12 protein-coding genes are annotated in these 18963 nt (G+C 72.0%); 1 reads left to right on the forward strand and 11 read right to left on the reverse strand.

Going from position 1 to position 18963, the window contains the following annotated elements:
- Nucleotides 1–12: 12 nt before the first annotated feature.
- From Athai_RS28165 to eccCa, 11 genes are all read right to left on the reverse strand, one after another.
- Nucleotides 13–1050: an HNH endonuclease gene (locus tag Athai_RS28165; protein WP_203964278.1), complete on the reverse strand. Its 1038-nt coding sequence runs from the start codon at nucleotides 1048–1050 to the stop codon at nucleotides 13–15.
- Between the two features lie 34 nt (nucleotides 1051–1084).
- Complete coding sequence (locus tag Athai_RS35140) at nucleotides 1085–2005, reverse strand: HNH endonuclease (protein ID WP_338028188.1); 921 nt, start codon at nucleotides 2003–2005, stop codon at nucleotides 1085–1087.
- Between the two features lie 176 nt (nucleotides 2006–2181).
- Nucleotides 2182–3795, reverse strand: a complete 1614-nt coding sequence (locus tag Athai_RS34515; RefSeq protein WP_239157221.1) for a hypothetical protein — start codon at nucleotides 3793–3795, stop codon at nucleotides 2182–2184.
- Nucleotides 3765–7964, reverse strand: coding sequence for a WXG100-like domain-containing protein (locus Athai_RS28175; protein ID WP_239157482.1), 4200 nt, complete (start codon nucleotides 7962–7964; stop codon nucleotides 3765–3767). The genes Athai_RS34515 and Athai_RS28175 overlap by 31 nt, the downstream gene beginning before the upstream one ends.
- Nucleotides 7965–8118: 154 nt before the next feature.
- Nucleotides 8119–8958: a hypothetical protein gene (locus tag Athai_RS28180; protein ID WP_203964280.1), complete on the reverse strand. Its 840-nt coding sequence runs from the start codon at nucleotides 8956–8958 to the stop codon at nucleotides 8119–8121.
- A 114-nt stretch (nucleotides 8959–9072) separates the two neighbouring features.
- Nucleotides 9073–10584, reverse strand: coding sequence for a S8 family serine peptidase (locus Athai_RS34935; RefSeq protein ID WP_203964281.1), 1512 nt, complete (start codon nucleotides 10582–10584; stop codon nucleotides 9073–9075).
- Between the two features lie 4 nt (nucleotides 10585–10588).
- Nucleotides 10589–11752, reverse strand: coding sequence for a WXG100 family type VII secretion target (locus Athai_RS28190; protein ID WP_203964282.1), 1164 nt, complete (start codon nucleotides 11750–11752; stop codon nucleotides 10589–10591).
- A 1-nt stretch (nucleotide 11753) separates the two neighbouring features.
- The gene (locus tag Athai_RS28195) at nucleotides 11754–12194 is read right to left on the reverse strand and encodes a hypothetical protein (RefSeq protein ID WP_203964283.1); all 441 of its coding nucleotides are present in this window, start codon (nucleotides 12192–12194) and stop codon (nucleotides 11754–11756) included.
- Nucleotides 12195–12307: 113 nt separating this feature from the next.
- A complete protein-coding gene (locus Athai_RS28200; protein ID WP_239157222.1) occupies nucleotides 12308–12589 on the reverse strand; it encodes a WXG100 family type VII secretion target in 282 nt (93 codons plus the stop codon).
- 20 nt (nucleotides 12590–12609) lie between these two features.
- The gene (locus tag Athai_RS28205; RefSeq protein ID WP_203964284.1) at nucleotides 12610–12915 is read right to left on the reverse strand and encodes a WXG100 family type VII secretion target; all 306 of its coding nucleotides are present in this window, start codon (nucleotides 12913–12915) and stop codon (nucleotides 12610–12612) included.
- 327 nt (nucleotides 12916–13242) lie between these two features.
- Nucleotides 13243–17202: a type VII secretion protein EccCa gene (gene eccCa, locus Athai_RS28210; RefSeq protein WP_203964285.1), complete on the reverse strand. Its 3960-nt coding sequence runs from the start codon at nucleotides 17200–17202 to the stop codon at nucleotides 13243–13245.
- Between the two features lie 355 nt (nucleotides 17203–17557).
- Between eccCa and eccD the strand changes: the two genes are divergently transcribed.
- Entirely contained in the window at nucleotides 17558–18955 is a 1398-nt protein-coding gene (gene eccD / locus Athai_RS28215) for a type VII secretion integral membrane protein EccD (RefSeq protein ID WP_239157223.1), read from the forward strand.
- Nucleotides 18956–18963 lie beyond the last annotated feature (8 nt).

Here is an 18963-nt window from a genome sequence, read left to right on the forward strand (position 1 = left end):
CCATCAGCACCGTCACGGCTGTTCCGCCGGCGGAAGGCTCGCGCCCGCGTCCGGATCGTCGACGAGCTGGGCGTGGCCGTTGTCCACCGCACTCCGGACCACTCCCAGCAAAGGCTCTGGCACCAATCGGAGCGAGGCCCAGAAGTCCTCGAAGTCGTCTCCACAGCGATGCAGCAAGTGGCCGCAGATGTACTCGGCGTCGTAGCGCTCCGCATCGTTCCGATCGTCGTCGTCCCAGTACCAGACCGATCCGGAATCATCGCCGTGCACCTTCACGGCAATCATGCCGCCTTGGACCGGCCCAACCGCCAGGAAATCGTGGGTGAAACGATCCGAGACCCACATGTTGACAAACGAAAGCTCCTCGAACCAGCTGTTCCGAGCGATCCCGAAGAACGGCTGGTCGACGATGAAACCATGCTCCGGATGCACGCCCGGATGCCTCGGGAACCCACCGTTGGTGGCCATGACGAACCCGCGATACGAGCCGGGCAAGCGGACGTTCAGGTGCTCCTCCACCTTGTGGACGGCCGCTTCGGACACCTCTTGCAGCGGTACCAGCGGAACGTATTCGTCGGCCGAACCCGTCGGCAGTTCCAGCCCCGTCCGATGCCGGTTCACCTCGAGGGTGGCGACCCCACCACCGTGTCGAAACGAATCATGCAGCGAGCTGGGCACCAGCGCGAGCCTGCGCGATCCCGCGAGGTGCGCCCAAACCCAACCCTCCGGCGTGTGCGGGACGGGGCCACGCCGCTCGGCCAGCGGATCAGCGGCGAGCAGCAGCAATTCGTTGGCCGCGAGCACGTCGGTGACCCTGACCTCGTCGACGGCAAGGCCCGGTGGCGGCGGCGGCATTTCCACCACGGCACGCGCGTACGGAATCCAGTCCGGAAAACCACGCAGGTCGATGTACACGCCATCCGGATACAGCGCGCGCAGCTCTGGGTTCGTGGGCTGAAACATCTGCCCAGCCAGCGAACTCACCGGGAATTCTTCACGAGGCTGAGACATGATTCCCCACAACGTGCCCGGGTCGAGGTCAATGCTCATCGTAGTCACCACGGCACAGCTGGACCGACGTGCCTCAGATGCCATCGGTGTCCCCCGCCGTCCGGACGAAGTCCGGCGGAACCGCGATCGGCGTGCCGTGAATCGGACCGGTGTATGTCGCGTCGCCCTGCTGGTGATTGTCCTTGAGTTTGCTCGGCGACCACTCACCGGGCCGCGGCGTCCGTGTCAACGATTCGACGGAGCTGGGTGGCGTCGGTGGTTCCGACTCGGCGTCCGATCCAGCCGGCGCCGGCGGCTCACCACGACTGTCCGCGGGTGACGCAACGGTCCCGGTACCGGCGCTGTTCGCAGTGGCAACTCCGCCATAGTGCCGCACGGCCTCGTGCACCTCGGTAGGGATCAGGATGAGATGCCGGGCGCCTTCCAGGTGGTGCCAGGTATGCGAATCCTGTAGCGCGGCGAACAGCTCCGGATCGTTCTTGTACATCTCCTTCAGCAGATTGTCGCAGGCGGCGATGTCCTTCTCCCGCAGGGCGTCACCGCGCAGCGCAACACCGTCCGCGCCAACCGGAAGGTCCGGCGGGAGTTCGACCAACACTCGTGCGTACGGCGTGAAGTCAGGGAAGCCATGCAGATTGACGTACACACCCTTGTCCTGCATCTCGGCGGCCAGCTGCGGCTTCCCGTCCGCCGCGATCCTGTCCACCAGGTCGCCGCGGACCGTGACGAGCTGGCCGGCGTACTGACCGTTGCTGATCCTCCTGACCTTGGTTTCGTCGAGACCAACGGCCTCGGCGCCTTGCTCACGCAGATGCTGCACCTGCTCGTCCAGGTTCCTGCCCTGGCTCTGCCGCGACTGGTCGTCCTCCCCCTGCTCAGCGGATGGTTCGTTCGAGCCGGGCTCCCGCGGTGAGCCAAGCGCCGGCCGCTGATCCGCGCCCGGCAGCGAACGGCCGTCGGTGTCGGCCAGATGAGTCTGGTAGTCGGCGAGCATCCGGCGCTGCCATGCCGACAAGGTTGCCGGATCGCGGTCAGCCCAGTCCAGAACCTCCTGCACCCGCTCGGGTGTCAGCCGGTACTCGCCGCGACGCTCCGTTCCGCCCGCGGCGTGATGCCGGGCCGCGTCGTAGAAACTGACCTTACGATCCGAGACCTTCGGCAGCTTCTGGCTCAGGTACTTGTTCGCCCGGGGCAGCGCATTCGGGTTCTGCCGGTCATTGTCGGAGAAGCGTTCCGTTGGCCATCCGTCACCGGCCGGAGGGCGCGCCGAACGTGCCCGCGCATCCGTCTCCACCACGCCGCCAGAACCGCGCGGTTCGCTCGGCGTACCGGTCGGGTGCTCGTCACTGGCCAGCTGGCTGCCGGTCTCGTGGCCGTCGGAGTCGAACGAGCGCCAGCGACCGTCCGGCGGGATGGTGGGGCGGCGGCCGTTGTTCGGGTCGGAGGAGGCGACGACCTCGTTGCCGTGCCGGTCGGTCCAGAGCTTCTCGGTCGGTGCCTTGACCTCGCGGCCGAGCGCCTCGGCGATGCGCCGCGCCGGCGGGTGTTCACCGTGCCCGGCGTCGCAGGCGGACAGTTTGATCCTGTTGTCCCCCAGGGTGATCCGGCCCTCGTCGGCCAGCCGCTGGATGCCCCGGGCGTACTGCTCGGGGTCAGCAGCTTGTCGCCGACCCTGAGGTAGCCGTCCCGGGTGGCATGCGAGTCGAGGTTGACGTAGCCGTCCTCCGGCCGCGCCGCGTCGGTGTACGGCCGCATCTCCGGGTCGCCGGTGAACTCGTACCCGGCCGGTGTCTCGCGGGCGTGCTCCGCCATCGCCGCGTGCGCCTCGTCGTCGGACACCTGCTGCGGCAGCTCGTCCGGCCCGTCGTCGGCCTCCGCGGCCTCGTCACGCCCGTCCTCGTCGGGCAGCTCGTCGCCGTGGCGCCGCTCGCTGCCATCGCCGCCGCGCTGGCCGTCCTCGTCGCGCAGCTCGTCGCCGTGGCGCCGCTCGCTGCCGTCGCCGCCGCGCTGGCCGTCCTCGTCGCGCTGGCGGGGACGCCGCTCGTCGCCGTCCTGCCCGCTTCCCTGATCGCGCTGGTCGCGCTGGTCGTCGCCGTCCTGCCGGCTCCCCTGGCCGCGCTGCTCGTCGCGCTCCGGCGGCGCGTGCCGGCCGCCGACCGGTTCGACGCCGGGCGGTAGGCCGACGCCGGCCGCGCCCTCCGGTACCGGGACCTGCCGGAAGATCTCGTTCTGCTGCTCCTGCAGCCGGGCCGCCTCGGCCGGATCCCCGGTGGTGCGCTGCCGCTCGTAGATCTCGTGGGTGTCCATCTTCGCGGCGAAACTCTCCGGGGTGTGCACCTGCACCTCGAAGACCTGCCCGGTGCGCGGGTCGTGCCAGAAGCTGTTGATTCCCTTGTACTTCTCGCCGCCCCAGGTGTTCTTCGGCTCGACCCACGGCTCGTAGCCCTGCTCCGCCAGGTGGTCGAAGACCTGCTGCGCGCCCGCGCCGTACGACTCGGCGGGCATCTCGACGGTGTAGCGGACGGTGTCCTTCATGCCGTGCGCGATCTCGGGCAGCGTGCTGTCCGGACTCTGCGCGATCTCGTCGGCGAACTTGCGCTTGAACGACTCCTCGCTCTTGCGCGAGTGCTCCTCGCCGACCAACCGGCCACCGGGTACGGACGCCGCCGTGTCCCGCAGGTCCCGGGTGATGCCCGGCTCGTTGCTCTGCGCGTCGGCCAGGATGCCGTCGGCGTAGGCGTTCTCCGCCTCGGTCAGGCTACGACCCTCGCCCCGCCAGCCCACGTCGTCCCGGTCGGCACCGTCCCCCTCGTCGCCACTTTCCCCGGCATCCGCTCGCTCGTCGCCGTCCCCGTCGCTCGGCTCGCCCGCACCGCGGTCCTCGGCATTCGACCCGTCGTCGCCGCGGTCCTCGCCGCCCGGCCCACTCTCGCCACGGCCCCGCCGCCGGGCTCGTCGTCGGCGCCCGGTCGGTCGTCGGCGCCGGCCGGTTCCTCGAAGTTCAGGGGATCGTCGTCGGCGCCCGGTCGGTCGTCGGCGCCGGTCGGTTCCTCCGAGTTCGGGGGGTCGTCGTCGGAGCGGGAGCGCAGGTCGTCACCCGGGCCGGCAGTGGGATCGGTCGGGGTGTCCGGGCCGCGTCCGGGCCCGCTGTCGTGCCACGGATCCGCGTCGTAGTCGCCGGCCCTCGATGCGTCGAAGCGGCGGTCGGCCTGCCAGTCGCTGCCGTCGAACCGGGCGACGATCCGCTCGCTGCCGTCGGCGTTCTGCTGCCAGATCTCGGCACCCTCGGGGATCGGGATCGCGCCGCCGGGCGCGTTCGGGTCGCCGATCTTCACCTCGGGCACCGCGTACCCGTCCATCGAGCTGTTCCGGTGCTGCGGGTCGTAGATCCCGTCGCTGTCGGTGTAGCCGGCGCCCATGAACGGCCCGTACTCCAGCTCGTCCGGCCCGGTCGTCCGGTCATCGTCGACACCCGGCGTGCCCTGCATGTCGTCCGAGAACGCCGGGACGAAGTGCTCCGGATCATCGGCCGGGAACCGCAGCGCGAAGTTGTGGTGCTGCTCCGGGCCGAAGGTGGTGCCGTCGAACGTCAGCGCGTACCCGTCGTAGTTGCGCTCCGGCGTGTTCAACTCGCGGACGTCGTCGTGCCGCGCACCGAACCCGCGCACCGAGTCGTGGTAGTCCCCGTTGTTGAGCATCGACTCCGCGGCGCCGGGGTTGAGCACCTTCTGCACGATGTCGCCCTGCTGGATCGCCGCCTCGTTGCGGATCGCGGCCATCCGGTCCTTGGTCGCCTGGTCGTACGTGTTCGGGTGCCGGCGCCGGTCCTCGTCGAAGCGCTGCCGGCGCTCCTGTGGAGTGTCGCCGGGGACCCCGTGGCGTTCCAGGATCTGGTCGAGTTGGTCGTGGTGCGCCGGCACATCCGGCGCGCTGTCGTCGCCGTACTTCCCTTCGTACTCGGTGCCGTCCGGCAGCTCGATGCGGTGGTCCCGGTCGCTCGGGCCCGGCCCGGCGGGCTCGTCGGTGCCCTCGGCGGGCGGTGGCTGGTCCGCCGCACCGGGCGGCTCGTCTTCGCCGGGCGGGCCGGCCTCGTGGTCGGCGGACCGGGGCCGCCACTCGTCCGGCTCCCCTCCGGCGGGTTCCTCGCCGGGCGCGCGCCCCGCCGGCCGAACACTCTCGTCGCCGGGCCGGTGCCGGAGGTCCTCGCTTCCAGGCCGGGTCCGGGGATCCTCACTTCCGGGCCGGGTCCGGGGATCCTCGCTTCCGGGCCGGTGCCGGGGATCCTCGCTTCCGGGCCGGTGCTGGGGATCCTCGCTTCCGGGCTGGTGGTGTGGGCCCTCGCGGGTCGAGCGGTCGCCGCCTGGCTCGTCACCGGGCCGCGCCGGGCGGCGATCCTCGGCCGGCGGCCCGGTGGTACCGGCCGGATCGGTGGTGCCGGTGCGCTGCTCCGGCACCGGTTCCGGCCGTGGCTCCGCTCCGGGCCGTGTGGCCCCGAGCCCCGGGCCCGGCTCCGGCGGCGCCCCGGAGCCCTGCTCCGGCCGTCCGGCGGACTCGGGCCGTGGTCCCGCCGGGCCGGAACCATCCGGCCGGGCGGTCGGTTCCGCGGCGGGCGGTCGCGCGGTCGAAGCCGGGCCCGCGTCCAGCTCCGGCCGCGACGTCGAAGCGGGGCCCGCCTCGGGCCGCGACCCCGCAACAGAACCCGACTCGGGCCGCGTGATCGAAGCAGGCCCCGGCTCGGGTCGCGACCCCGAAACAGGACCCGACTCGGACCGCGAAGTCGGTTCGGTGGGCGTCGGTCCCGGGCGGGCCGCCGGCTCCGCGGTGCGCTGGCCCGGCACCCCGGGCCGCCGCTCGACCGGGTGGCTCTGCTCGCCCGAGCCGGCCGACCGCGGCGCCGGTGGTCGACCGCTGCCGGGCTCGCCCGGCAGCGGCGCACCGTCCGGGCGGCCGGACGAGCCGGGCTCGCGCGCCGCCTCCGCCGGCCCACCGCGGTACCCGTGCCCCCCGTCGCCGCCACCGCCGGATCGTGGCGCCGAGCCGCCCGTACCGCCCCGAGCGCCACCCGGCCCGCCGCCGGAACCGCCCACCCCACCGAGGCCGACGCCCGGCAGGCCACCGGCCACCGGTCCGCCGCCGGCACCGGTGCTGGCGGCCGGATCGGCCGCCCGCGGTGCCTGTTGCGGCGCGGGGGTGGGCGTCGGTGCCAGTACGGTCGGTTCGCCAGCCCCGCCGGCGTCCGCCAGCGCGGAACCACCGGTGCCGGGCCGCGCCGTACCGCCGCTCGGGCCGCCCGACCCGCCGCCGTGGCCACCGCCCAGGCCGGTCGGGCCACCGCCGGCCCCCACACCGGAGCCCGAGTCGACCGATCCGCCGGCGTCGCCGTGCGACGACTCGCGGCCCGAGCCGGAGCCGGACGACTCGTGGTACGCCGCCTCGGCGTGCGCCGGTTCATGCTGCGCGGACTCGGCGTGAACCGGCTCGGCGTGAACCGGCTCGGTGTGGGCCGGCTCGGTGTGGGCCGGCTCGGGGTGGGCCGGCTCGGCCCGGGTCGGCTCCGAGTACGCGGTGGGCTCGGTCCGGGCTGGCTCGGCGGAGCCGTTCAGCGCGCTGTGGATCGGGTCGTGCGGCGCGGTGTCGGTGCGCTCCACCGGCTGCTCGTTCCGGGTCGGCGCCTCCTCGGACGAGGTGCCCGAGCGGGGCTCCTCGGTCCGCTGCGCCCCCTCCGACCCATCGGACGGTTCCCGGGCCGGCTCCTCCGACCCGCCCGACGGCTCCCGACCCGGCCCTTCCGAGCCACCGGACGGGTCGCCGCGCGCTTCCCCGGTACCCGAACCACCCGGCTCGGCGCCGCGGTGACCGCCGGGCTCGCCCCCGCCGGAACCACTCGGCTCGCCCCCGCCCGAACCGCCCGCCTCGCCACCGCGATAGCCGCCGGACTCCGCCCCACCCGAACCGCCGGGCTCGTCGCCGCTGCCGGTACTGCCCGGCTCACCGCCGCCGGTACCGCCGGGTTCGTCGCCGAAGCCGGGTGGCGGCGGCACCTCGTCGCCGCCGCGACCGCCGCTCTCCGGCCCGCCGCGCTCACCGGGCGGGCCGCCCGGCTCGTGCTCCGACCCACCGCCCTCCTCGCCGCGGTGCCCGGCGAGGCCACCGGCCGCGCCGGAGGTACCGGCCTTGAGCAGGCTTTCCGGGTCGAGCGACTGGCCGTGCGCCGCGGCGTCGGCGATCCCGCCGGCCACACCACCGAGGGCGCCGTTGACCACCTCGCCGCCGAGGGTGTGCGCGAAGCCACCGGCGGCCTTCCCGAACCCGACGCCGGCCAGACCGCCTGCGGCGCCGGTGATCGCGCCGTCGATGACGTCGCCCTGGACCTTGCTCCAGTCGAGCGAGGTGCGGTGCCCCTCACCGATCTGCACCAGCTGGATCGCGACGTCGGTCAGGACGTTCTGGATGATGTTCATGACGATCGCCTTCAGCACCTGCTGGGCGATCGTGCGGACGGTGATCTGGGTGGCGACCTCGGCGACCGGGATGCCGGCGGTCGAGGCGCCGAACGTCTCGATCGCGTTCGCCAGCATGATGGCGATCTGGATGGCGAGGATGATCAGTGCCGCGATGAACTGGTACTTCGCGTACTCGATCTCGGTACCGGTGCTGTCGCAGTGCTGCCCGAGGCCCTCCAGCAGCTTCGCCAGCTTCTCGATGTAGCCGTCCTCGCCGCCGGTGCCCGAGGTGTACTTCGACCAGTACTGCCCGAGGTTGTCCGCGGCCTGCCCCTGCATGCCGGCCAGCACGTGGTAGTAGGCGCTGTCGCCCTGGTCGATCAGCTCGCGGAGCTCGCCGGCGGCGGTGTTGTAGGCCTCGGCCATTCGCCACATGCCGTCTTCGTCGCCCTCGGGCCAGTCGGACCCGACCACCCACTCCAGCCACTTCAGTTCGGACGGCAGCTCCATCCCCACGACAGAGGCCCTCCCGTCCGCTCCCGACCGGCATCGGATCGCGAGCCGCGGCGGCGGGCGAAGCACGCGGCAGCCGCCACGGCACGCAGCTCGGACGATCGACGCACCGATCATGACAGAAGTGCGCAAGCGTGACGCGGCGTTCGAATCAGTCGATCGCGATGCGCTCGATCCGTTGCGGGGACGGTCGATCACGCCATCCCGGACCGACCGGGTAGTGCCGGTGCTCGGCGATCACCTCGGTCACCGCGGACTCCGGCACCTCGCCGGTCCAGTCGCCCCGGTCGACCATGCGCATCGCCACCACACCCGGGTACGCGTCGTTCCCGGCCCGGACGAGGTAGCGCCCGTCCCGCTGGCCGACCACCGCGATCCGGTGCCCGCGCACCAGCACGTACGTCACCCGGCCGTACAGGTCGTCCAGCTCGGCGCGCGGGATCAGCCGGGCGTACTCGCCGCCGGGCAGGCCGGTCGGGTCGAAGCCGTCCGCGAGCGCGGTGGCATTCCTGGTGTACGCGGTCGTCGGTTCGGCCGCCCAGCTCGCCGACCGGCACACCCGGCCACGGAACACCGCCCGCGAGTACGTCAGGCCGGCCCCGACCGGCGCCGGATCGGGCGGCGTCGCGGCCAGCGCCGCGCGGACCCGCGCCACCGTCCCGGAATCTGCCGTCGGATCGCCGTGCGGGCGCGCGATCCACCGCAGGAAAGCCGGCTCCGGCGCCACCGCGTGCTCGGTCGCGTAGTACGTCAGCCGGTCCGACCAGACCCAGGTACCGTCGGTGCGCACCACCGGCCGCAGCACCGCGCCGCGGGCGGCGTCCAGCTGGTCGACATCGCGTACCGACGAGTCGAGCACCACGGCACCCGCCGCCAGGTAGTCCGACACCCGGCGCCGATCGGCCGGGGCGAGGCGGCGGAGCCGATCCGCCCGCGGCACCCAGAACCGCGGGCCGAACACCATCGCCACCCGCGGCCACACCTCGGTCACCAGCACCCCCGGATCGCCCGACCTGGCGTCTCAGCTTCGCACGGCTGGCGGCGGCCGGGCGCTGGCGCGCCCGAGCCCCACCGCGCCGGTAACGGCAGGCGGGGCCCGGGACGGTCAGCGACCCGGCGGGCGCGGCGGCGGGCCGCCGGCCTGCGCTCCGGGCGGCTGCGGCCACAACGGCTGCGCCGGTGTGGGACCACCGGGCCCCGGTGGTCCCGGAACCGAACCACCGACCGGCGGCGCCCCGGGCGGCGACCCCGATGGAGGCCCCGGCGCCCCGGGCGGCGGCGCCGGAGATCCGGCGATGCCGGTCGGCGTCGGGCTGGACCCGGCTGGCGGCATCCCGCCCGGCACGGTCGGCTGCTGGTATCCGCCCGGCTGCGCCGCCCCGTACGCCCCGGGCAGGCCCGGATATCCGCCGGGCCCCGCCGCGCCCACGGGCGGACCGCCGCCGCGCCCCGATCCGTTGCCGCGACGGCGCCGACGGCCGGCGAGCACCACGATCAGCACGATGATGCCAACGACCACCAACAACCCGACGACCGCGAACGTGATCCAACCCCGGGTACTGATGTGCGCGTGGAACGCGCCCGCGGTGCGCACCGGATGGGTCGCGGTCGAACCCGCGCTGGCGCCGCCGCCGGTACCGCCGCCGAGCGGGTTCTTCGTCACCGTGGGCACGTCCTTGGTCAGCGCGTCCACCGGCCGCACCGTGCCGTAGCCGAAGTAGTTGTCCCGGCCCGGATCACCCTGGTCCTTCGCCGTCTCGACCAGCCGGTTGATCACGTTGGCCGCGTCGAGCTTCGGGTACTTGGCCCGGATCAGCGCCACCGTGCCGGCCACGATCGGCGCCGCCATGCTCGTCCCGTCGGCGGACTGGTACTCGGAGTTCCCGTCCGTCGACCCGGTGGACACGATGTCCACGGCCGGTGCGGCGATCACGACCTGCTTGCCGGACACCGATCCGGACCAGAAGTTCGATGCCTTGTCGGCGCCCGAGACCGCGACGACGCCCGGGATCGCGGCCGGTGACGCGACGGCGGACATGCCCTCGCCGGTGTTCCCGGCGGCCGCCACCACGACCACGTTCTTGGACAGCGCGTAGTCGACGGCCGAGACCTCGTCGGACGGCGGCGTGTCGTACACGCCGCCGGAGGAAATGTTGATCACCTGAGCGCCATGGTCGACGGCGTAACGGATGCCCGTCGCGATCTCCTTGTCGGAGAACTTGTCCGGCAACTCGACCGGCATGATCTTCGCGCCCGGAGCCACCCCCACCACGTGGTGCAGCCCGCCGCCGCGGGCGGCGATGACACCCGCGACACCGGTGCCGTGCGTGCTGGAGGTCGATCCCCCGCCGATGGCCGTACCCGAGACGAGCTGGCCGGACAGATCCGGGTTGCTGCCGTCGATCTTGCCGTCGATGACAGCCACCACCACACCGCCACCCCGGGTGATGTTCTGCGCCTTGGGGATCTGCAGCGCATCCACGTACCACTGCTGCTGGCGGATCGGCGTCGCGCTCGCCGTGGCCGGCATGAGCAGGGCCAGCCCGGCGGCCGTCGCGCCGGTCAGCGCCCACCGGGCCCGGCGAGCCCAGCCACCCGTCCTCCGATCGACTCGCATCGCGTCAACCGCCCAGCACCGACGGCGCGCTGTCGTCGTTGCCGCCCCACGGGTCCTCGTCCTCGGTCAGCCAGGTGTCCCGGCCGTCGCCGGCACCGCCGCCGTGTCCACCGTGGCCGCCGCCCAGCACGCCGCGGCCGAGTGCGCCCCGGCCCGCGCCGGCACCGCCGGCGCCGACGAAGCCGTCCGGGGACACCGGCTTGCCCACCGGGCTGCCACCGGCGCCGGTCCCGGCACCGAGCCCGCCGCCACCCACGCCGGCGCCGGTCGGGGCGCCGCCGCCGGCACCGGCGAGCCCGGAACCGGCGCCTCCGCCGCCGCCACCGTGCGAGCCGAGCCCGCCGTGGTCGGTGTTCGGGTAGGGATGGTCGTCGAGCGAGTCGTGGCTGGGCACCTTGTGTTCGGTGTTCGGCAGGTCGGGCTTCGGATGCCGGGTGTCGGGCGTCTTCGTGTCCGGCATCGTGCCCGAGCCGGTGTCCGGCATGCTGCCGGCACCCGGGCCGGTGCCGGTGCCGGTGTCGGTCCGGTCGTCGTTGTTCAGGCTCAGCTGGGTGTTGTTCGGCGACGGGCTGCCCGCCTTGATGTTCGCGTTGTCGTACTCGTTGTTCGTACCGGCGAGGATGTCCCGGGCCTGGTCCTCGGTGTCGGTGAACCACTTGGTGAACTGGTCGCTCACCCACCCGAGGACGTCGCCGGCGACGCCGCTCACCCAGTTGTCGTAGAGCTTGTCCTTCCAGTCGCCGGGAAGGGCCAGCGTGATGAGTCCGTTGGTGGCGATGGCGTTGCGGTCGATCGCCTGCTGGTGCATCCAGCTGACGTCGTCGTACATCTCCGCCGGGATCGGCATCTGGTCCTGCAGGCTCTGCAACTGGCTGGAGCAGCTGTCGAGCAGGTTGACGACCTTGGACTTGTTGTCGGTCTCGATCTGGTGGATCTGGTCCGAGATCTTCTTGATGTTGTCCCGGTAGGCGTCGCCGGCGCTGCCCTTCCAGTCCTTCAGATCCTTGATCAGGGTGTCCAGCTCCTCCTTGACCGAGTCGGCGTTGCGGAACACGCCCTTCCACCGGTCGGAGGCCGCGGACAAGGTAGCCGGGCTGCCGTTCACGCAGGACGCCGTGACGATGTCGTCCCAGCTCATGTCGCCCGGATCGGCGGCGAGATTGCCCATCTCAGTACCCCGATCCGGTCGCCGTGGACGTCGTCGTGCTCGGCGAACCGTTCGAGCCGCCGGCATCGGCGAACGCCTTCATGATGTTCTTCGAGTTGGCGTCGTTGAGCTCTTCGGCGTCGTCGTACTTCTTGATGATCTCCTTCGTCGCCTTGATCGCGACATCGAGATTCTTCGCGACGTTGCCGTAGTCGTTGTAGATCGTCTTCAGGTACTGCTGGTGCGTCCCTGCGGACTTCACCGCGTTCTGGAACTTGCCGAACGGGACGGTGTGGTCCGCGCCCAGGCAGTCCTTGCCCTTGATGTCGAGGATTTCCTGGGTCAGCCGGTCCTGCACGTACTTCTTGAGGTCCTCCAGGATCGGCACCACGTTCTTCAGGTGGTCGGTGTCGACCTCTGCCTTCTCGGCTGCACCCGGGTGGAAGCTGTAGTCCGTGCCCATCATCAAACCTTTCCGCGGACCGGCAGGTCACGCGCCGACCTCCCGAAGAAAGGCGGGCCTTCGCCGCAAAGCTGAAGGCCCGCCCACATCGTCACCGCATCACCGAACGAGCGTCAGCCCCACAGCTTGGAGTTGCTCATCTCGGTGTTGACGTAGTTCTCGCTGGCGATGCCGACCGCACCGCCGATCTGGTTGAGCACCTGGTTCAGGTCGGTGACGGCCTTGTCCCACTTCTGCTGGTGCTCCTGGTAGGCCTGCCGGTCGCTACCTTCCCACTCCATCCGCTGCAGACCCGAGCGGAGCGTGTCCAGCTTCTGGTCCATGCCCTGCGCGATGGACTTCATCTGCGAGTGCGCTTCCTGCAGGACGTGCGGATCGACCTTGATCATCGACATTGTTCGTCAGCCCTTCCCCGTCAGCCGTTCAGCGCCGAGTGGATCTTGTCCAGCATCTGCTGCTGTTCCTCGTCGTTGTGCTGGTGCTGCCGGCCAGACTTGTCGAGCAGGTCTGCGATGTCGTCCATCGCCTTGAGCAGCGTCTTGCTGTCCTCGCTCCACCGCTGCATCAGCTGCTGGAACGAGCCCGCCGCGGAACCCTGCCAGGCGCTGGCCAGATCCTGCTGGACGAGCGTTTCGAGCTTGGTCAGATCGCCCTGGATGTCGTCCCGGGTCGACCGGACGTCGTTGGCTGCGGTGTGCAGCGTCGCGTGGTCAACCTGCATGGGCCCGTTGCCCATGATCCACCTCCCGAACTATTGGAGGACCCCGTGTCCCGACCGACACCGCCGACCACAAAACCGGCGTAGGCGGCCTACCCAACGTAGGTAGTACGGTATCGGACGTGCGCAATGCTCCGGGAGGGGCGAGTGGTGGGCAGCCCCACCCAGATCATGCGCAGCCCGCACAGAACACCGCGGGTCTCGTCTTCCGTGACAGTTCTATCGGATTCCCGCAACTGGCCTGAATCACTGGATCAGCCCCGGCTCGGCCGCCCCGCGCCGCGCTCGCGACCCACCGGCACCGCCGGGTCGGCGCCGGTGGGCGCCCGGTCAGGCCGGCGGATCGAAGGCCACCTGGATGAGTTCGTTGCCCTCCCGCCGCCGGATCAGCGTGCCACGGCCGGGCGGCTGCGGACTCGGCCGCAGGTTGCCGAACAGGGCGCCCTCCTCGCGGTTGCCGGACATCAACAGCGCCGGACTGTCGAGTTCCTTCAACCGCTGCAACACCTGGTCGTACATGGCCCGGGCGGCGCCACCGCAACGCCGGGTGAGGATCACGTGCAGGCCGATGTCCCTGGCCTGCGGGAGGAACTCGGCGATCGGTTGCAGCGGGTTGCCGGACGGGCTCGCGACCAGGTCGTAGTCGTCGACGATGACGTACAGATCGGGGCCCTTCCACCAGCTACGGTCGCGCAGCTGCTCGGGCGTGACGTTCGGGCCGGGCAGGCGCTCCTTCATCGCGCCCACCACCGAACCCATCATCTCGCCGAACGCCTGCCCGGACGCGGCGTACCCGAGCAGGTGGTCGCCCTCGATCGTGCCCAGCATCGACCTCCGGTAGTCGGCCATGATGATGCGCGCCTGCTGCGGTGTCGTCTTCGCGACGATCTGCTTCGCGATCATCCGCAGCATCGACGACTTGCCGCACTCGGAATCACCGAGCGCGTAGAAGTGCGGCTCGGTCGCGAAGTTGAGCGCCACCGGGGCCAGCCGGCTCTCGTCCAAGCCGATCGTGACGACGCCGGCCGGTGTCTGCGGTGCGCGCTCGATGAACTCCGCCGCCGCGAACTCCCGGGGCAGCAACCGCACCTTCGGCGCCGGGTCCCTGGTCCAACCCTCGTCGACCCGGCGGACCAGGTCGGCCACGCCGTCGCCGAGGTTCTCGTCGGTGGCCTGCCCGTCGATGCGCGGCACCCCGGACAGGAAGTGCAGCTTCTGCGGGGACAGGCCGCGCCCCGGCGTGCGGGCCGGCACGTTCGCCGCCGCCCGGCGGTCGATCTCCGACTCGGCCGGGTCGCCCAGCTTCAGCTCGAACCTGGTCCCCAGCAGGTCGCGCATGTTGATCCGGACCTCGGCCCAGCGGGCCGCCGTGATCACCAGGTGCACTCCGAACCCCAGGCCGCGCTGGGCCAGGCTGGTCAGCCGCTGCTCGTACTCGTCGAAGTCCTCGCGCAGCGTCCCCCAGCCGTCCACCACCATGAACACGTCGCCGAACGGGTCGTCGGCGAACTCGCCGTCGGCCCGCCGTCGCCGGTACGTGGCGATCGACTCGACGCCCAGCTCGGTGAACCGTCCCTCCCGCTCGTCCAGCAGCCCGATCACCTCGGCGACGGTCCGCCGGACCGCCTCCGCCTCGCGCCGGGTCGCCACCCCGGCGACGTGCGGCAGGTCGCGCAGCCCGGTGAGTGAACCGCCACCGAAGTCCAGGCAGAAGAACTGCACCTCGCGCGGCGTGTGGGTGAGCGACATCGACGCGATCAGCGAGCGCAGCATGGTGCTCTTGCCGGACTGCGGGCTGCCCACGATGATCACGTTGCCGCCGGCGCCGCCCAGCTCGGCCCAGAACAGGTCACGCTTCTGCTCGTACGGCTTGTCGACGACACCGACCGGGGTGGTCAGCGTGCCGAGCAGCGCCGAACCCGCCGGGCACAGGCCCCGGTTCGGGTCCACCGTCAGCTCCGGCAGCAGCTCGGACAGCGGCGGCGGCGCGGCCAGCGGCGGCAGCCAGACCTGGTGCGCCGGCTTGCCCTGGCCGGTCAGCCGCTCCGCGATCACCTCCAGCGTGGCGGTCTGCTTGCCGCCCTGCTCCGCCGGTTCCGGTTGCGCCGCCGGCTCCTCCGGCAGCTCCAGCTCGGGGGTGTGGTCGACGCTGTAGCGCACCACCTTGTTGGACACCAACGCCTTCGCGCGTTCCTTCGCCGCGCCCTGCTGGTACGGGCCGGAGACGTACGCGCCGCGGAACCGCAGCATCGTGGACGTGTCGGCCTTGAGATAGCCGTGCCCGGGCGCGTTCGGCAGCTCGTACGCGTCGGGCACGCCCAGCACGATGCGCGACTCGACCGCGGAGAAGGTACGCAGGCCGATCCGGTAGGACAGGTGGGTGTCCAGGCCCCGCAGCTTGCCCTCCTCCAACCGCTGGGACGCGAGCAGCAGGTGCACCGCGAGCGACCGGCCGAGCCGGCCGATCATCACGAACAGCTCGATGAAGTCGGGCTTCGCGGCCAGCAGCTCGGAGAACTCGTCGCAGATGATCAGCAGCGCCGGCAACGGTTCCAGCGGCTCTCCGGCCCGCCGGGCCTTCTCGTACTCGTACTGCGAGACGTAGTTGCCGGCCGCCCGGAGCAGCTCCTGGCGGCGCACCATCTCGCCGGCCAGCGCGTCCTTCATCCGGTCGACCAGCTCGATCTCGTCCTCCAGGTTGGTGATCACCGCGCTGGTGTGCGGCAGCACGTCCAGCGAGGCGAACGTCGCGCCACCCTTGAAGTCGACCAGCACCAGGTTGAGTTCCTCGGAGGAGTGGTTGATCGCCAGCGCCGAGACGATCGTGCGCAGCAGCTCGGACTTGCCGGAACCGGTCGCGCCGATGATCAGCCCGTGTGGCCCCATGCCCTCCTGCGCGGCCTCCTTGAAGTCCAGCTCGACCACGTTGCCGTCCGGGCCGCGGCCGAGCGGGATGCGCAGCCGCTCCCGGTTCGGCTTGTTCGGCCGCCAGGTGCGGTGCGGGTCCAGGGTGCCGGCGTCACCGACGCCCAGCAGGTCGGTCAGCTCGTACGCGGTGGCCAGCGCGTCCTCCGGCCCGGTCTGCGCGGACATCCGGTGCGGCGCCAGCTGCCGGCCGATCGCCTCGGCCTGCTCCCGGCTGACGTGATCCGGCCGGCCGATCGGGGTGCTCCGATCGCCGCGATAAACCTCGGCGCGGTCCGGCCACAGGTCCAGGCAGAGCAGCCAGCGGCCGGCGTCGCGCGGCACGATGCCGTTCAGGTCGAGCACCGTGGTACCCATCAGGCCGGCGCCGGCCAGCTGGCAGTCCGGCGCGACCTCGCCGCCGTCCAGAATCACCAGCAGGTGCGGCACCTCCGTGATCGGTTTGGCGTCCGGCGAGTGCCGCGGGCGCGCGGCGATCTCGTCGCCGAGCAGCTCCTCCAGCTCCCGCATCGTCTCGAACACCAGCCGGGACGCGCCGGCCGCGTCGCTGCGCCGCGAGTACTGGTTGTGCGGCAGCCACTTGACCCAGTCCCAGGTGGCGAAGTTCTCCGTCGGGGTCACCACGGCAATCCGCAGGTCGTCCGGTGCGTGCAGCACCGCGGCCTGGCAGAGCAGGGAACGGGCGGCACCGAGGTCCGCCTCCCGGTCGCCGCGCAGCACGATCCGGCTGAACGCGCGGAACGACACCGCGGTCGGCAGGTTCGGCACCGTGTTGAAGGTACGGACGAAGCGGCGCAGCGCGATCGCGCTCATCGGCTCCAGGTCCTCGACCGGTTTCGTCTCCGGCGTGACGATCTTGACGGCGAGTTTCTGCGGGCCCACCGCGACCCGGACCTCACCGAAGTCGTCGTCGTTGACCCGCCGCTCCCACATCCGCCGCGACGCGGCGATCGACCACAACGCGTCCGGCTCCGGGTGCTTCCAGGTCAGCGCCGAACGCTGCGCCTCCGCCGCCCGCCGCACCCGTTTGCGTACCTGCGCGAGGTAGCGCATGTAGTCGCGCCGCTCGGCGTTCAGCTCGGCCTTCTTGTCGCCGCTGCCGCCACCGATCTGGCCGACCGCCATGCCCAGCATCGACACCCCGAACATGCCCCCGGCCAGGTAGGTCATCATGCCGCCGCCGCGGCCCGCGTACATGAAGGCCATCGCGCCGGCGCCGGCCAGCATCGGCAGGATCATCAGGATCTGGCCGATGCTGCGGGGCAGCTGCTCCGGCACCTCCGGCGGCGACTCCAGCAGGAGTTCACCACGCGGCAACTGCGGGCCGGGCCGTCGGGCCGGGCGTCGGAACACCACCGTCGTCATGCCGCCTCCGGGGAGGTACGTGTCGGGGGCGCGGCCGAGCGCGCCCGAGGTGCCGGGCGCTGGTCGCGCCCACGGTGCCGGGCGCAGGCCGCGCCCACGGTGCCGGGTGCAGATTGCGCCCAAGGTGCCGGGTGCAGGCTGCGCCCAAGGTGCCGGGTGCAGGCTGCGCCCAAGGTGCTTTGTGTGCCGCTGCCTATCTTGTCGGATCGGCGCCACCCTGCCCGGCGACGCACACCGTGCCCCTGCTTGGCCCGGTCTCCTAGGAAGATCCCTACAACTTCGTCGTTTCGGCGCACTTGACCGGTCCGCGATGATGGACGGGTTCGCGGTGTCCCTCGAAGTCGAAGGAGCCAATGTGGCCAACGCCGTCGGCAGCGGGTTGTGCCGGGTCACGATCGTCGCGCCGAAGACCCGGATCGACCTGGCACTGCCCGAAGACGTCCCGCTCGCCGACCTGCTCCCGACACTGCTGCGCTACGCCGGCGAAGACCTCGCCGACGACGGCACCACCAAGGGCGGCTGGGTGCTGGCCCGGCTTGGCGGCATGGTGCTGGACAGCACCCGCAGCGCCGGGCAGCTCGGCATCCGCGACGGCGAGCAGCTCTACTTCACCCCGCGCAGCACGTCGGCACCGGACGCGGTGTTCGACGACGTCGTCGACGCGATCGCCACCGCCACCCAGGAACGCGGCGGGCGGTGGGGCCCGTCGTTCACCCGCCGGTTCGGCCTGGGCGCCGCGATCGGCGCGCTGGTGCTCGGGCTCGGCCTGCTGCTCACCGCCGGCCCGCCGCAGCTGCCACCGGCGCTGGGCGGGCTCGGCATCGCGGTCGCGTTGCTGGTGACCGCGGCGATCTCGGCGCGGGCGATGGCCAACAGCCAGACCGGGTCGATGCTGGCGCTGCTCGCCGTCGCGTACGCGACGGTCGGCGGGCTGCTCGTCGCCGCCGGCGACCACGGCGCCGGCGATCTGCGAGCCGCGCACCTGCTGATCGGCGGCGGTGTGGCGGTGCTGTTCGCCGTCCTCGCCGCGGTGGCGGTCGCCGACTATGCGCACCTCTTCCTGGCCGCCGCGATCTGCACGTTCGGCCTGGTCGTCGGGGCGGCGCTGAGCCTGGTCGCCGGGATCAGCGCGGCCGGCTCGGGCGGCATCGTCGGCGCGCTCGCGCTGGTGTTCACCTCCGCGCTGCCGACGCTGTCGTTCCGGCTCGGCCGGCTGCCGATGCCGACCATCCCGTCCGGGCCGGAGGAGCTGCGCACCGACACGGAGACGGTGGACGGGGAGCGGGTGCTGTCGCAGAGCGACGCCGCCGACCGGCACCTGACCGGCCTGCTCGGTGCGACCGCGCTGCTCGGGCTCGGCGCCGAGTTCGCCGTCGCCTTCGGCGGATCCGGCTGGCCGCGGCTGATCCTGCTGGCCGTGCTGGCGCTGGTGCTGTTGGCGAGGTCGCGTTCGTTCGCCGGCGGCTGGCAGCGGTTGCCGCTGATGATCGCCGGGATGCTCGGGCTCGGTCTGACCGCGGTGGCCGGGTTCGCCGCCGCGGGGCCACTACTGCGGTTGGTCGCGGTCGTTCCCGGGGTGCTCGTCGTCGCGGTGATCAGCCTGATCTGCGGTCTCACCCTGCCGCAGGCCCGGGTGATGCCGGTGTGGACCAAGGTCGTCGACATCGTCGAGGTGCTGCTGATCGTCGCGGTGATCCCGCTGGTGCTGTGGATCTGCGGGGCGTACGCGTTCATCCGCTCCATCAAGGGCTGACCCGCGGC

Source organism: Actinocatenispora thailandica (assembly GCF_016865425.1).
In the GTDB taxonomy this organism is placed as follows: domain Bacteria; phylum Actinomycetota; class Actinomycetes; order Mycobacteriales; family Micromonosporaceae; genus Actinocatenispora; species Actinocatenispora thailandica.

Coding starts and splice junctions, on each gene's coding strand:
- Athai_RS28165 (WP_203964278.1), bottom strand. CDS start 1,050: ATGAGCATTGACCTCGACCCGGGCACGTTGTGGGGAATCATGTCTCAG.
- Athai_RS35140 (WP_338028188.1), bottom strand. CDS start 2,005: ATGCTCGCCGACTACCAGACTCATCTGGCCGACACCGACGGCCGTTCG.
- Athai_RS28175 (WP_239157482.1), bottom strand. CDS start 7,964: ATGGAGCTGCCGTCCGAACTGAAGTGGCTGGAGTGGGTGGTCGGGTCC.
- Athai_RS34935 (WP_203964281.1), bottom strand. CDS start 10,584: ATGCGAGTCGATCGGAGGACGGGTGGCTGGGCTCGCCGGGCCCGGTGG.
- Athai_RS28190 (WP_203964282.1), bottom strand. CDS start 11,752: ATGGGCAATCTCGCCGCCGATCCGGGCGACATGAGCTGGGACGACATC.
- Athai_RS28195 (WP_203964283.1), bottom strand. CDS start 12,194: ATGGGCACGGACTACAGCTTCCACCCGGGTGCAGCCGAGAAGGCAGAG.
- Athai_RS28200 (WP_239157222.1), bottom strand. CDS start 12,589: ATGTCGATGATCAAGGTCGATCCGCACGTCCTGCAGGAAGCGCACTCG.
- Athai_RS28205 (WP_203964284.1), bottom strand. CDS start 12,915: ATGCAGGTTGACCACGCGACGCTGCACACCGCAGCCAACGACGTCCGG.
- eccCa (WP_203964285.1), bottom strand. CDS start 17,202: ATGACGACGGTGGTGTTCCGACGCCCGGCCCGACGGCCCGGCCCGCAG.